Below are 12,444 nucleotides of genomic sequence, written 5' to 3' on the forward strand. Positions count from 1 at the left end.
TTACAGCTTCATCAGGCTGGCGTCGTCGACCGAGGCCGAGTGGCGGGAACGGAACACCGACACGATGATCGCGAGCCCGACCACGACCTCGGCGGCGGCGACGACCATCGTGAAGAAGGCGATGATCTGCCCGTCGAGATTGCCGTGCATCCGGGAGAAGGTCACGAACGCGAGGTTGCAGGCGTTGAGCATCAGCTCCACGCACATGAACACCACGATCGCGTTCCGCCTGATCAGCACCCCGGCCGCACCGATGGTGAACAACAGGGCGGCGAGATAGAGGTAGTTGACCGGATTCACTTGGCGACCTCCTCATCTTCGTTGTCACGGCCGAGCCGCTCCTCGGAGCGCTGCTCCAGCGCCTTGAGCTGGTCCAGCGACTCGTTCGACACATCGCGGATCTGCCCGCGATTGCGCAGCGTCTGCATGACGGTGAGCTCGGACGGTGTGCCGTCCGGGAGCAGACCCGGGATGTCGACGGCGTTGTGCCGGGCGTAGACACCGGGGGCGGGCAGCGGCGGCAGTTGCTTGCCGCGTACGCGCTCCTCGGACATCTCCCGCTGGGTCTTGGCCCGTTCGGTGCGCTCCCGGTGGGTGAGCACCATCGCGCCGACCGTCGCCGTGATCAGCAGGGCGCCGGTGATCTCGAAGGCGAAGACGTACTTGGTGAAGATGAGGCTGGCCAGCCCCTCGACGTTTCCGCCGTGCGCGGCGTTGGCGGTGCCGAGCCCGTTGAAGCTGTTCAGCGAGGCGTTGCCGATGCCCGCGATCAGCAGGACGCCGAAGCCGATCCCGCAGCCCGCGGCCAGCCAGCGCTGGCCCTTGAGGGTCTCCTTCAGCGAGTCGGCCGCCGTGACACCTACGAGCATGACCACGAAGAGGAACAGCATCATGATCGCGCCGGTGTAGACGATGATCTGGACGACGCCCAGGAAGTAGGCACCGTTGGCGAGGTAGAACACCGCCAGGACGATCATGGTCCCGGCGAGGCTCAGAGCACTGTGCACGGCCTTTTTCATCAGTACGGTGGACAGCGCGCCGATCACGGCGACGGTGCCGAGCACCCAGAACTGGAAGGCCTCACCGGTCGAGGTCTGGGAGGCCGCTGCGGCCAGGCCGGTCATGCGCCCACCTCCTGCGCCGAGCCGCGTCCGTTGTCCTGCTCGGACTCGCCCTTGGAGACCGCGGCCTGGCGCTCCGTACCGGGAGCGGCCTCGGTGACCAGCCCCCGGTAGTAGTCCTGCTCGTCCATCCCGGGGTAGATCGCGTGCGGACTGTCGACCATGCCCTCCTCCAGGCCCGCGAGCAGCTCGTCCTTGGTGTAGATGAGGCTCTCGCGGGTGGTGTTGGCGAGCTCGAACTCATTGGTCATCGTCAGCGCCCGGGTCGGGCATGCCTCGATGCACAGTCCGCAGAGAATGCAGCGCGCGTAGTTGATCTGGTAGACGCGGCCGTAGCGCTCACCCGGGGAGTAGCGCTCCTCGTCGGTGTTGTCCGCGCCCTCCACATAGATCGCGTCCGCCGGACAGGCCCAGGCGCACAGCTCGCAGCCGACGCACTTCTCCAGACCGTCCGGGTGACGGTTGAGCTGATGCCGGCCGTGGAAGCGCGGCGCCGTCACCTTCTGCGTTTCCGGATACTGCTCGGTCAGCCGCTTCTTGAACATGGCCTTGAAGGTCACGCCGAAGCCGGCGACAGGGTTCTGGAACTTCTCCCCCGAGGGCTCTGATGACTCAGACACCGTCAGCCTCCTTTCCGTCACTCGAATTTCCGTCACTCTCAGTGTCCGACCCACCACTGACAACGAGCTCCCGCTCGCTGCGCGGCCTGCGGCGCGGCACCGGCGGCAGGGTCTGTCCGGGCAGCGGCGGCACCGGGAATCCGCCCGCCATCGGGTCGAACTCCGGCTCCGGTCCCGCGTCCGCCTCGGCGGCGCGCCCCTTCTTGTCGCGGAAGATGTCGGCGACGAAGGAGATCAGCAGGATCGCGATCACGGCCCCGGCCACGTACAGCACGATCTTCGAGAAGTCGTACCCCTCGTTGCGCAGCGCCCGTACCGTCGCGACCAGCATCAGCCAGACCACGGAGACCGGGATCAGGACCTTCCAGCCGAGCTTCATCAGCTGGTCGTAGCGGACCCGGGGCAGCGTGCCGCGCAGCCAGATGAAGAAGAACAGCAGCAGCTGGACCTTGATGACGAACCAGAGCATCGGCCACCAGCCGTGGTTCGCGCCCTCCCAGAAGGTGCTGATCGGCCACGGGGCCCGCCAGCCGCCCAGGAACAGAGTGGTGGAGACCGCGGAGACGGTGACCATGTTGACGTACTCGGCGAGCATGAACATTGCGAACTTGATCGATGAGTACTCGGTGTTGAAGCCGCCGACCAGGTCGCCCTCGGACTCCGGCATGTCGAACGGGGCCCGGTTGGTCTCACCGACCATCGTGACGATGTAGATGATGAAGGAGACCGGCAGCAGGATGATGAACCAGCGGTCCTGCTGCGCCTCCACGATCTTCGAGGTCGACATCGACCCGGAGTAGAGGAAGACCGAGGCGAACGCGGCGCCCATCGCGATCTCGTAACTGATCATCTGTGCGCACGAGCGCAGACCGCCGAGGAGCGGGTACGTCGATCCGGACGACCAGCCCGCCAGCACGATGCCGTAGATCCCGACCGAGGCGACCGCGAGGATGTAGAGCATCGCGATCGGCAGGTCGGTGAGCTGCATCGCCGTACGGTGCCCGAAGATCGAGACCTCGTTGTCGGACGGGCCGAACGGAATCACCGCGATCGCCATGAACGCGGGGATGGCGGCGACGATCGGCGCGAGCACGTACACGACCTTGTCGGCGCGCTTGACGACGACGTCTTCCTTCAGCATCAGCTTGATGCCGTCGGCGAGCGACTGGAGCATGCCCCAGGGGCCGTGCCGGTTGGGGCCGATGCGCAGCTGCATCCAGGCGACGACCTTGCGCTCCCACACGATGGAGAAGAGCACGGTCACCATCAGGAACGCGAAGCAGAACACCGCCTTGATGACGACGAGCCACCACGGGTCGGAGCCGAACATCGACAGATCCTCGGCGGCGAGTACGGCACTGTGCGGTGCCGCGGCCAGTTGAGCGAAGGCAGTCACGCCCCCACCTCCGGTGTTACGTCGGGAGTGCCCGGTGCGGCGGGGCCGATCCGGACCGGGCCGCCGGGCTGGGCGCCGGTGTCGGCCGGGATACCCTGCCCGACGGAGTTCAGCGGCACCCAGACCACCCGGTCCGGCATGTCGGTGACCTTCAACGGGAGTTCGACGCTGCCCGCCGGGCCGGTGACGGCCAGCAGATCGCCGTCCTTCACGCCCGTCTCGGCCGCGGTGACGGCGGAGAGCCGGGCGACCGAGGCGTGCCGGGTGCCGGCCAGTGCGTCGTCGCCCTCCTGGAGCCGGCCCAGGTCGAGCAGCATCCGGTGGCCCGCGAGGACCGCCTCGCCGTCGCCGGGCCTGGGCAGAGGCTGTGCCGGCTCGTTCGGGTCGGTGGCGTGCGTACCGGTCCAGCCGCCGAGCCGGTCCAGCTCACGGCGTACGGACTTCAGATCCGGCAGCGCGAAGTGACTGGCGCCACCAGCGCCCCCGGCGTGGGCCAGCGCATCGGCCAGCATGTGCAGCACCCGCGCATCGGTCGGCGCGAGCGTCCGCGTCATCTGCTCGGGCTTCAGCGCCGCCTCGAACATCCGCGCCCTGCCTTCCCAGTTGAGGAAGGTGCCGGACTTCTCGGCCACCGCGGCGACCGGGAAGACCACATCGGCCCGCTCGGTCACCTCGCTGGGCCGCAGCTCCAGCGAGACCAGGAAGCCGACCTGGTCCAGAGCCTCCAGGGCCCGTGCCGGGTCCGGCAGGTCCACGGTCTCGACCCCGGCGACGACCAGCGCGCCCAGTTCACCGGTGGCCGCGGCCTCCACGATCTGGCCGGTGTCACGGCCGAAGCGGGACGGGAGCTCGGCAACGCCCCAGACGGCCGCCACCTCGTCCCTGGCCCTCGGGTCGGTCGCCGGACGGCCGCCGGGCAGCAGCGACGGAAGCGCGCCCGCCTCCACCGCACCGCGCTCGCCGGCCCGGCGCGGAATCCACACCAGCGTGGCCCCGGTCGCGGTGGCTGTCCGTACCGCGGCGGTGAGCCCGCCCGGCACGGCCGCCAGCCGCTCACCGACCACGATCACGGTGCCCCCGCCGCGCAGCGCCTCGGCCGCCTCGGCTCCGTCGCCGTCGAGTCCGACGCCGCCCGCGATCGCGTCCAGCCACTCGGTCTCGGTGCCGGGGGCGGCGGGAAGCAGTGTGCCGCCCGCCTTCGTGAGGCCGCGCGTGGCGTGCGAGGCGACGGCGAACGTGCGCTGTCCGTGCTTACGGTTCGCCTTGCGCAGCCGCAGGAAGACGCCGGGCGCCTCCTCCTCCGACTCGAACCCGACCAGCAGCACCGTCGGGGCCTTCTCCAGCGAGGTGTACGTGACACCTGTGCCGTCCAGGTCCCGGCCGCGCCCGGCCACGCGGGCGGCCAGGAAGTCGGCCTCCTCGCTGCTGTGCACCCGGGCCCGGAAGTCGACGTCGTTCGTGTCCAGCGCGACCCGGGCGAACTTGCTGTACGCGTACGCGTCCTCGACGGTCAGCCGGCCGCCCGTGAGGACACCCGTCCTGCCGCGTGCGGCGGCGAGTCCGGCGGCCGCGGCGTCCAGCGCCTCGGGCCAGCTCGCCGGTTCCAGGACGCCGTCCGCGTTGCGTACCAGCGGAGTGGTGAGCCGGCCTGGCTGTTGCGCGTAACGGAAGCCGAAGCGGCCCTTGTCGCAGACCCACTCCTCGTTGACCTCGGGGTCGTTGGCGGCCAGCCGCCGCATGACCTTGCCGCGCCGGTGGTCGGTACGGGTCGCGCAGCCGCCCGCGCAGTGCTCGCACACCGACGGGGACGACACCAGGTCGAAGGGCCGGGAGCGGAACCGGTACGCCGCCGAGGTCAGCGCTCCGACCGGGCAGATCTGGATGGTGTTCCCGGAGAAGTACGACTCGAAGGGGTCTCCCTCGCCCGTGCCGACCTGCTGGAGCGCACCGCGCTCCAGGAGCTCGATCATCGGGTCGCCCGCCACCTGGTTGGAGAACCGGGTGCAGCGCGCGCAGAGCACACACCGCTCACGGTCCAGCAGCACCTGGGTGGAGATCGGGACGGGCTTCTCGAACGTGCGCTTCTTGCCGTCGAAGCGCGAGTCGGCGCCGCCGTGCGACATCGCCTGGTTCTGCAGCGGGCACTCACCGCCCTTGTCGCAGACCGGGCAGTCCAGCGGGTGGTTGATGAGCAGCAGCTCCATCACACCCTTCTGCGCCTTCTCGGCAACGGGCGAGGTGAGCTGCGACCTCACCACCATGCCGTCGGTGCAGGTGATGGTGCAGGACGCCATCGGCTTGCGCTGACCCTCGACCTCGACGATGCACTGCCGGCAGGCGCCGGCCGGGTCGAGGAGCGGGTGGTCGCAGAAGCGCGGGATCTCGATGCCGAGGAGTTCGGCGGCCCGGATGACCAGGGTGCCCTTGGGCACGCTGATCTCGATGCCGTCGATCGTCAGCGTGACGAGGTCCTCGGGCGGAAGGGCCGCCTCGCCGCCCCCGGAGGGCGCACTCGTGGTGACTGTCATGCGTTCACCCCCTGGTGAGCGTTCTTGTCGTCGGCCCAGGCGGTCGACCTGGCGGGATCGAAGGGGCAGCCCTTGCCCGTGATGTGCTGCTCGTACTCCTCGCGGAAGTACTTCAGCGAGGAGAAGATCGGCGAGGCGGCGCCGTCGCCGAGGGCGCAGAAGGACTTGCCGTTGATGTTGTCGGCGATGTCGTTCAGCTTGTCGAGGTCGGCCATCTGTCCCTTGCCCGCCTCGATGTCGCGGAGCAACTGGACCAGCCAGTAGGTGCCTTCGCGGCACGGTGTGCACTTCCCGCAGGACTCATGGGCGTAGAACTCGGTCCAGCGGGTGACGGCCCGCACCACGCAGGTCGTCTCGTCGAAGCACTGGAGCGCCTTGGTGCCGAGCATGGAACCGGCGGCGCCGACGCCCTCGTAGTCGAGCGGCACATCGAGGTGCTCATCGGTGAACATCGGGGTCGAGGAGCCGCCCGGGGTCCAGAACTTCAGCCGGTGGCCGGGGCGCATGCCGCCGCTCATGTCGAGCAGCTGGCGCAGCGTGATGCCGAGCGGGGCCTCGTACTGGCCGGGGCTCGCAACATGCCCGCTGAGCGAATACAGCGTGAAGCCCGGGGACTTCTCGCTGCCCATCGACTTGAACCAGTCCTTGCCCCGGTTCAGGATCGCGGGAACCGAGGCGATGGACTCGACGTTGTTCACCACAGTGGGGCAGGCGTACAGACCGGCGACCGCGGGGAAGGGAGGTCGCAGCCGGGGCTGGCCGCGTCGCCCTTCGAGCGAGTCGAGCAGTGCGGTCTCCTCACCGCAGATGTATGCGCCCGCGCCCGCGTGCACGGTGAGTTCCAGGTCGAGTCCCGAGCCCAGGATGTTCGTCCCGAGGAAGCCCGCCTCGTACGCCTCGCGCACGGCCTCGTGCAACCGCCGCAGTACGGGGACGACTTCACCGCGCAGATAGATGAACGCATGCGAGGAACGGATCGCGTAGCAGGCGATCACGATCCCCTCGATGAGGCTGTGCGGGTTGGCGAAGAGGAGCGGGATGTCCTTGCAGGTCCCGGGCTCCGACTCGTCGGCGTTGACCACCAGATAGTGCGGTTTGCCGTCGCCCTGCGGGATGAACTGCCACTTCATGCCGGTGGGGAAGCCCGCGCCGCCGCGGCCGCGCAGACCGGAGTCCTTGACGTACGCGATGAGGTCGTCCGGCGACATGGCGAGGGCCTTGCGCAGACCCTCGTACCCCTCGTGACGCCGGTAGGTCTCCAGGGTCCAGGATTCCGGCTGGTCCCAGAAGGCGGAGAGGACGGGGACGAGCAGCTTCTCGGGGCTGCCCCCGCTGCCGTTGTCGTTGATTTCGGTTGCCAACGTCATCACTCTCCCTCCTCGCCTGCCGGGCCGGACGGGTGCTCCGGGTCCTGCGGGGCATCGGCGTGCCCGGACTCGCCCCGCGGGGCGACGACCCTCGGGTGCGGGTCCTCGCCCCTGGCGAGCCGGAGGCCGATCAGCGAGGCGGGGCCCGCGCCGCCGGACGCCTCGACGGCGCCGGGGCGCTCATCGGGGAAGCCGGCGAGAATCCGGGACGTCTCCTTGTACGAGCAAAGGGGCGCGCCACGGGTGGGTTCGACGGTGCGCCCGGCGATCAGGTCGTCGACCAGGCGCGTCGCGCTCTCGGGCGTCTGGTTGTCGAAGAACTCCCAGTTGACCATCACCACGGGAGCGAAGTCGCAGGCCGCGTTGCACTCGATGTGTTCGAGGGTGACCTTGCCGTCCTCGGTTGTCATGTCGGGCCCGTCGTTGCCGACGCCCAGGTGCTCCTTGAGCCGGTCGAAGATGGCGTCGCCGCCCATCACCGCGCACAGCGTGTTGGTGCAGACACCGACCTGGTAGTCACCGCTCGGCTTGCGCCGGTACATCGTGTAGAAGGTGGCGACCGCGGTGACCTCGGCGGTGGTGAGGCCGAGCAGCTCGGCGCAGAACGCCATGCCCGTGCGGGTGACGTAGCCCTCCTCGGACTGCACCAGGTGCAGCAGCGGAAGCAGCGCGGAGCGGCTGCCGGGGTAGCGGGCGATCACCTCCTTCGCGTCCGCTTCGAGCCTGGCGCGCACCTCGGCCGGGTAGGCGGGGGCGGGGAGCTGCGGCATCCCCAGACTGACTTCCTGACGTGTTTCGGTCACCGGTCGACGCCTCCCATCACGGGGTCGATGGACGCGACGGCGACGATGACGTCGGCGACCTGGCCGCCCTCGCACATCGCCGCCATGGCCTGCAGATTGGTGAAGGACGGGTCGCGGAAGTGGACCCGGTAGGGGCGGGTGCCGCCGTCCGAGACGACATGGACGCCGAGCTCGCCCTTGGGCGACTCGACGGCGGTGTACGTCTGTCCGGCCGGGACGCGGAAGCCCTCGGTCACCAGCTTGAAGTGGTGGATCAGGGCCTCCATGGAGGTGCCCATGATCTTCTTGATGTGGTCGAGCGAGTTGCCGAGCCCGTCCGGACCGAGCGCGAGCTGCGCCGGCCAGGCGATCTTCTTGTCGGCGACCATCACCGGTCCGGGGGCGAGCCGGTCGATGCACTGCTCGACGATCCGCAGCGACTGGCGCATCTCCTCGAGCCGGATGAGGAAGCGGCCGTAGGCGTCGCAGCTGTCGGCGGTGGGGACGTCGAACTCGTAGTTCTCGTATCCGCAGTAGGGGTCCGTCTTGCGCAGGTCGTGCGGGAGTCCGGCGGAGCGCAGGATCGGGCCGGTGGCGCCGAGTGCCATGCAGCCGGTCAGGTCGAGATAGCCGACGTCCTGCATACGGGCCTTGAAGATCGGGTTGCCGGTGGCGAGCTTGTCGTACTCCGGCAGGTTCTTCTTCATGGTCTTCACGAACTCGCGGAGCTGGTCGATCGCGCCGGGCGGCAGGTCCTGGGCGAGTCCGCCGGGCCGGATGAACGCGTGGTTCATCCGCAGGCCGGTGATCAGCTCGAAGAGATCGAGGACGAGTTCACGATCACGGAAGCCGTAGATCATGATCGTGGTGGCGCCGAGTTCCATGCCGCCGGTGGCGATGCACACCAGGTGCGAGGAGATCCGGTTGAGCTCCATCAGGAGCACGCGCAGGATGCTGGCCCGGTCGGGGATCTGGTCCTCGATGCCCAGGAGCTTCTCGACGCCCAGGCAGTACGCCGCCTCGTTGAAGAACGGCGTCAGGTAATCCATGCGCGTCACGAAGGTGGTGCCCTGGGTCCAGTTCCGGAATTCGAGATTCTTCTCGATGCCGGTGTGGAGGTAGCCGATGCCGCAGCGGGCCTCGGTGACGGTCTCGCCGTCGATCTCCAGGATCAGCCGCAGCACCCCGTGCGTGGACGGGTGCTGGGGGCCCATGTTGACGATGATGCGCTCGTCGTCGGACTTGACCGCCGACTCGACGACCTCGTCCCAGTCGCCGCCGGTGACTGTATATACAGTCCCCTCGGTCGTGGCCCTGGGCGTTGCATGGGGAGTAGTCATCAGGAGTACGACCTCCGCTGGTCCGGAGCCGGGATCTGGGCGCCCTTGTACTCGACGGCGATGCCACCGAGCGGATAGTCCTTGCGCTGCGGGAAGCCCTGCCAGTCGTCCGGCATCATGATCCGGGTGAGGGCCGGGTGCCCGTCGAAGATGAGCCCGAAGAAGTCGTATGCCTCACGCTCGTGCCAGTCGTTGGTCGGGTAGACCTCGACGAGGGACGGGATGTGCGGATCGCTGTCCGGGGCCGACACCTCCAGGCGGATCAGCCGGCCGTGCGTGATCGAGCGCAGGTGGTAGACGGCGTGCAGCTCCCGGCCCTTGTCGCCGAGGTAGTGGACGCCGCTCACCCCCGTACAGAGCTCGAAGCGCAGCGCCGGGTCGTCGCGCAGGGTCTGGGCGACCCGGACGAGGTGCTCCCGGGCGATGTGGAAGGTGAGTTCGCCGCGGTCGACGACGGTCTTCTCGATGGCGTTCCCGGGAAGCAGGTCCTGCTCCTCCAGGGCCCCTTCGAGCTCGTCGGCCACCTCGTCGAACCAGCCGCCGTACGGGCGGGACGTGGCTCCCGGCAACGTCACCGTGCGGACGAGGCCGCCGTAGCCGGAGGTGTCGCCGCCGTTGTTGGCGCCGAACATGCCCTTCCGTACGCCGATGACCTCGCCGGTCTCGTCGCGCGGTGCGGGCACGCCGTTGTTGCTCTGCTCGTCGTGGTTCTGGTTCTCACTCACCGCAGGAGCCCCTTCATCTCGATCAGGGGCAGTGCCTTGAGCGCCGCGTCCTCCGCCTCGCGGGCGGCCTCCTCCGCGTTGACCCCGAGCTTGGAGCTCTGGATCTTCTGGTGGAGCTTGAGGATCGCGTCCATCAGCATCTCGGGCCGCGGCGGGCAGCCCGGCAAATAGATATCAACCGGGACAATGTGATCAACACCCTGAACAATGGCGTAATTGTTGAACATCCCGCCCGATGATGCACAAACCCCCATGGAGATAACCCACTTGGGGTTCGGCATCTGGTCATAGACCTGCCGCAGGACGGGCGCCATCTTCTGGCTGACCCGCCCCGCCACGATCATCAGATCCGCCTGTCGCGGCGATCCGCGGAAGACCTCCATCCCGAAACGGGCCAGGTCGTAGCGCCCGGCTCCGGTCGTCATCATCTCGATGGCGCAGCAGGCGAGGCCGAAGGTGGCAGGGAAGACGGAGGACTTCCGTACCCAGCCGGCGGCCTGCTCGACAGTGGTCAGCACGAAGCCGCTGGGCAGCTTCTCTTCGAGTCCCATGGTGTGCCCCTCAGCCCCTCAGTCCCATTCCAGGCCGCCGCGACGCCATACATACGCGTAGGCGACGAAGACGGTGAGCACGAAGAGCAGCATCTCCACGAGCCCGAAGATCCCCAGGGCGTCGAAGGTGACCGCCCAGGGATAGAGGAAGACGATCTCGATGTCGAAGACGATGAAGAGCATCGCCGTCAGGTAGTACTTGATGGGGAAGCGGCCGCCTCCGGCTGGAGTGGGGGTGGGTTCGATACCGCACTCGTACGCTTCGAGCTTTGCTCGGTTGTACCGCTTCGGGCCGATAAGCGTGGCCATGACCACGGAGAAGATCGCAAACCCTGCCCCGAGGGCGCCGAGCACGAGGATGGGCGCGTAGGCATTCACGCTCCTCGCTCCTTCCAGTCGTCCTTGACCGTTGGACCGCATCGGGCGATTCGGCTCGCCACCCCACCAAGATCGTGCACATGTGAGGCAGTTCACAAGCCCGACTGCCCCGCATCCTATGCCCGCCGTCCTGTGATCTGCGACACGGGGTACGACAACGAGTTTGTGATCTCCACCACCCGGCGAAGGGTCACGAAGCCGCCTGAGCGGTGATCTTCGTACGCAAAGCGGCCGAGCGATCACGAGACGTGACATCCGATGTTGTCTTTGCTGGTCAGAAAGGTGTTGCACTAACAATCAGATACCCGCTCGGGCAAATTGGCAATGGACGGCCCGAGAGTGATAAGGGGGTCTGCCCCACTCTGGGCTCACCCGCGCGAGGGGTCTCGGGGGAGCGAAGTGGACGCGTGCACACATTCACGATCTTCCGGATGAATGGACGGCCGCCCGGGATCCGACGCCGCCTCGGATGCCCGGCGCACCCACACCCCCCCACACCACAGTCACACTGTGACCTGCGTCACTCCATTCAGGCTTCAACAAAAGCGGGCTTGGCCATCGGTGTGAACGGATGGTAAGCGACGGGCAATTAGGGCGTATTACCGAAAGCCCGTGATCACAGCGGTAATCAAGCATGCCCGGTTTGCCCGTTACGGCGTCAATAAGGGCCGCCGGAAAGCGGATTCACAGATTCCGGACGTAACTGTGTCGCAACACACGTTTCTTGATGGGAGCCCCGGGGCCCTGATAGCGCTAGTACCCATGTCCCACACCGCTCACATACCCAGCCACCGGAAGCCCCGCCGAAACGCGCCGAAGACGGCGCTGCGGGCCGGAGTTGCCGGTGGCGTCCTCAGCACCATCGCGGTCGCAGGCGCTGCCGGTCCGGCCCAGGCCGAGCCGGTGACCCAGACCATCGAGATGCCCACCATCACCGCCGGGCTCTCCACCACCGTCGCCGCGTCCGCCCAGGCCACGCAGCAGGTCGCCCAGGACCTGCAGACGCAGGCCCAGGAGGACGCCGCAGCCGCCACCGCGGCCAAGACCGCCAAGAAGGCCAAGGCCGAGGCAGTCCGCAAGGCAGAGGCCAAGAAGAAGGCGGAGGCGGCCGCCAAGGCCAAGGCGGAGGCCGCCGAGCGCGCTTCCCGCTCCGCCGCCCGTACGACCCTCGGCGCGTCCTCCGGCTCCTCCGCCGGCACCGCCGCGGCCTCGGCCTCCTCTTCCTCCTCGTCGAGCGCGACCGGCTCCGCCGCGTCCGTCATCGCCTTCGTGAAGGCCCAGGTCGGCGACGCGTACGTGTCCGGCGGCACCGGCCCCAACTCGTGGGACTGCTCCGGCCTCGTCCAGGCCGCGTTCCGTTCGGTCGGCGTCGACCTGCCGCGTGTCTCGCAGGCCCAGTCCACCGCGGGCACCCAGGTCTCCCTGAGCAACCTCCAGCCGGGCGACATCCTTTACTGGGGCGGCGCGGGCAGCGCGTACCACGTCGGGGTCTACGTGGGCGGCGGCCAGTTCGTCGGCGCGCAGAACTCCAGCACCGGTGTGGTGCAGCGTCCGCTCTCCTACGACCCGCCGTCGGGCGCGGTCCGCGTTCTCTGATTCCGCGGAACCCGCCGAGTCCACCGGGTCCGGCGAGTTC

The 12,444-nt window shown here is 68.3% G+C and carries 12 protein-coding genes; 1 reads left to right on the forward strand and 11 read right to left on the reverse strand.

The window, feature by feature from the left end:
* From nuoK to ACFVYE_RS30500, 11 genes are read right to left on the reverse strand one after another with little or no spacing between them, the layout of a single operon-like run.
* Positions 1 to 300, reverse strand: coding sequence for an NADH-quinone oxidoreductase subunit NuoK (gene nuoK, locus ACFVYE_RS30450; RefSeq protein ID WP_093543641.1), 300 nt, complete (start codon positions 298 to 300; stop codon positions 1 to 3).
* Complete coding sequence (locus ACFVYE_RS30455; RefSeq protein ID WP_383968382.1) at positions 297 to 1,124, reverse strand: NADH-quinone oxidoreductase subunit J; 828 nt, start codon at positions 1,122 to 1,124, stop codon at positions 297 to 299. The genes nuoK and ACFVYE_RS30455 overlap by 4 nt, the downstream gene beginning before the upstream one ends.
* Positions 1,121 to 1,741, reverse strand: a complete 621-nt coding sequence (gene nuoI / locus ACFVYE_RS30460; RefSeq protein ID WP_383968380.1) for an NADH-quinone oxidoreductase subunit NuoI — start codon at positions 1,739 to 1,741, stop codon at positions 1,121 to 1,123. The genes ACFVYE_RS30455 and nuoI overlap by 4 nt, the downstream gene beginning before the upstream one ends.
* Positions 1,734 to 3,137 (reverse strand): NADH-quinone oxidoreductase subunit NuoH, encoded by a 1,404-nt coding sequence (gene nuoH / locus ACFVYE_RS30465; RefSeq protein WP_383968377.1) that lies wholly within the window; start codon positions 3,135 to 3,137, stop codon positions 1,734 to 1,736. Before nuoH ends, nuoI begins: the two co-directional genes overlap by 8 nt.
* Entirely contained in the window at positions 3,134 to 5,665 is a 2,532-nt protein-coding gene (locus ACFVYE_RS30470; RefSeq protein WP_383968374.1) for an NADH-quinone oxidoreductase subunit G, read from the reverse strand. The genes nuoH and ACFVYE_RS30470 overlap by 4 nt, the downstream gene beginning before the upstream one ends.
* Positions 5,662 to 7,032 (reverse strand): NADH-quinone oxidoreductase subunit NuoF, encoded by a 1,371-nt coding sequence (nuoF, locus tag ACFVYE_RS30475; RefSeq protein WP_383968371.1) that lies wholly within the window; start codon positions 7,030 to 7,032, stop codon positions 5,662 to 5,664. Before nuoF ends, ACFVYE_RS30470 begins: the two co-directional genes overlap by 4 nt.
* Complete coding sequence (gene nuoE / locus ACFVYE_RS30480) at positions 7,032 to 7,802, reverse strand: NADH-quinone oxidoreductase subunit NuoE (RefSeq protein WP_383968423.1); 771 nt, start codon at positions 7,800 to 7,802, stop codon at positions 7,032 to 7,034. Before nuoE ends, nuoF begins: the two co-directional genes overlap by 1 nt.
* A 29-nt stretch (positions 7,803 to 7,831) precedes the next feature.
* Complete coding sequence (locus ACFVYE_RS30485; protein ID WP_093894603.1) at positions 7,832 to 9,154, reverse strand: NADH-quinone oxidoreductase subunit D; 1,323 nt, start codon at positions 9,152 to 9,154, stop codon at positions 7,832 to 7,834.
* Positions 9,154 to 9,879 (reverse strand): NADH-quinone oxidoreductase subunit C, encoded by a 726-nt coding sequence (locus ACFVYE_RS30490; RefSeq protein ID WP_383968368.1) that lies wholly within the window; start codon positions 9,877 to 9,879, stop codon positions 9,154 to 9,156. The genes ACFVYE_RS30485 and ACFVYE_RS30490 overlap by 1 nt, the downstream gene beginning before the upstream one ends.
* Positions 9,876 to 10,430 (reverse strand): NADH-quinone oxidoreductase subunit B family protein, encoded by a 555-nt coding sequence (locus ACFVYE_RS30495; RefSeq protein ID WP_030975705.1) that lies wholly within the window; start codon positions 10,428 to 10,430, stop codon positions 9,876 to 9,878. Before ACFVYE_RS30495 ends, ACFVYE_RS30490 begins: the two co-directional genes overlap by 4 nt.
* Before the next feature lie 18 nt (positions 10,431 to 10,448).
* Positions 10,449 to 10,808, reverse strand: coding sequence for an NADH-quinone oxidoreductase subunit A (locus tag ACFVYE_RS30500; RefSeq protein ID WP_003992243.1), 360 nt, complete (start codon positions 10,806 to 10,808; stop codon positions 10,449 to 10,451).
* A 762-nt stretch (positions 10,809 to 11,570) separates the two neighbouring features.
* Here ACFVYE_RS30500 and ACFVYE_RS30505 point away from each other — a divergent pair.
* Entirely contained in the window at positions 11,571 to 12,404 is an 834-nt protein-coding gene (locus tag ACFVYE_RS30505; RefSeq protein WP_383968365.1) for a C40 family peptidase, read from the forward strand.
* Positions 12,405 to 12,444: the final 40 nt, after the last annotated feature.

The sequence above is a fragment of the Streptomyces sp. NPDC058239 genome (genome assembly GCF_042882185.1).
Classification (GTDB): Bacteria; Actinomycetota; Actinomycetes; order Streptomycetales; family Streptomycetaceae; genus Streptomyces.

What these genes read in the sequence shown, in the direction of transcription:
- ACFVYE_RS30470 (WP_383968374.1), bottom strand. Translation starts at nt 5,665, where the DNA reads ATGACAGTCACCACGAGTGCGCCCTCCGGGGGCGGCGAGGCGGCCCTT.
- nuoF (WP_383968371.1), bottom strand. Translation starts at nt 7,032, where the DNA reads ATGACGTTGGCAACCGAAATCAACGACAACGGCAGCGGGGGCAGCCCC.
- ACFVYE_RS30505 (WP_383968365.1), top strand. Translation starts at nt 11,571, where the DNA reads ATGTCCCACACCGCTCACATACCCAGCCACCGGAAGCCCCGCCGAAAC.
- ACFVYE_RS30455 (WP_383968382.1), bottom strand. Translation starts at nt 1,124, where the DNA reads ATGACCGGCCTGGCCGCAGCGGCCTCCCAGACCTCGACCGGTGAGGCC.
- ACFVYE_RS30485 (WP_093894603.1), bottom strand. Translation starts at nt 9,154, where the DNA reads ATGACTACTCCCCATGCAACGCCCAGGGCCACGACCGAGGGGACTGTA.
- ACFVYE_RS30495 (WP_030975705.1), bottom strand. Translation starts at nt 10,430, where the DNA reads ATGGGACTCGAAGAGAAGCTGCCCAGCGGCTTCGTGCTGACCACTGTC.
- nuoE (WP_383968423.1), bottom strand. Translation starts at nt 7,802, where the DNA reads ATGCCGCAGCTCCCCGCCCCCGCCTACCCGGCCGAGGTGCGCGCCAGG.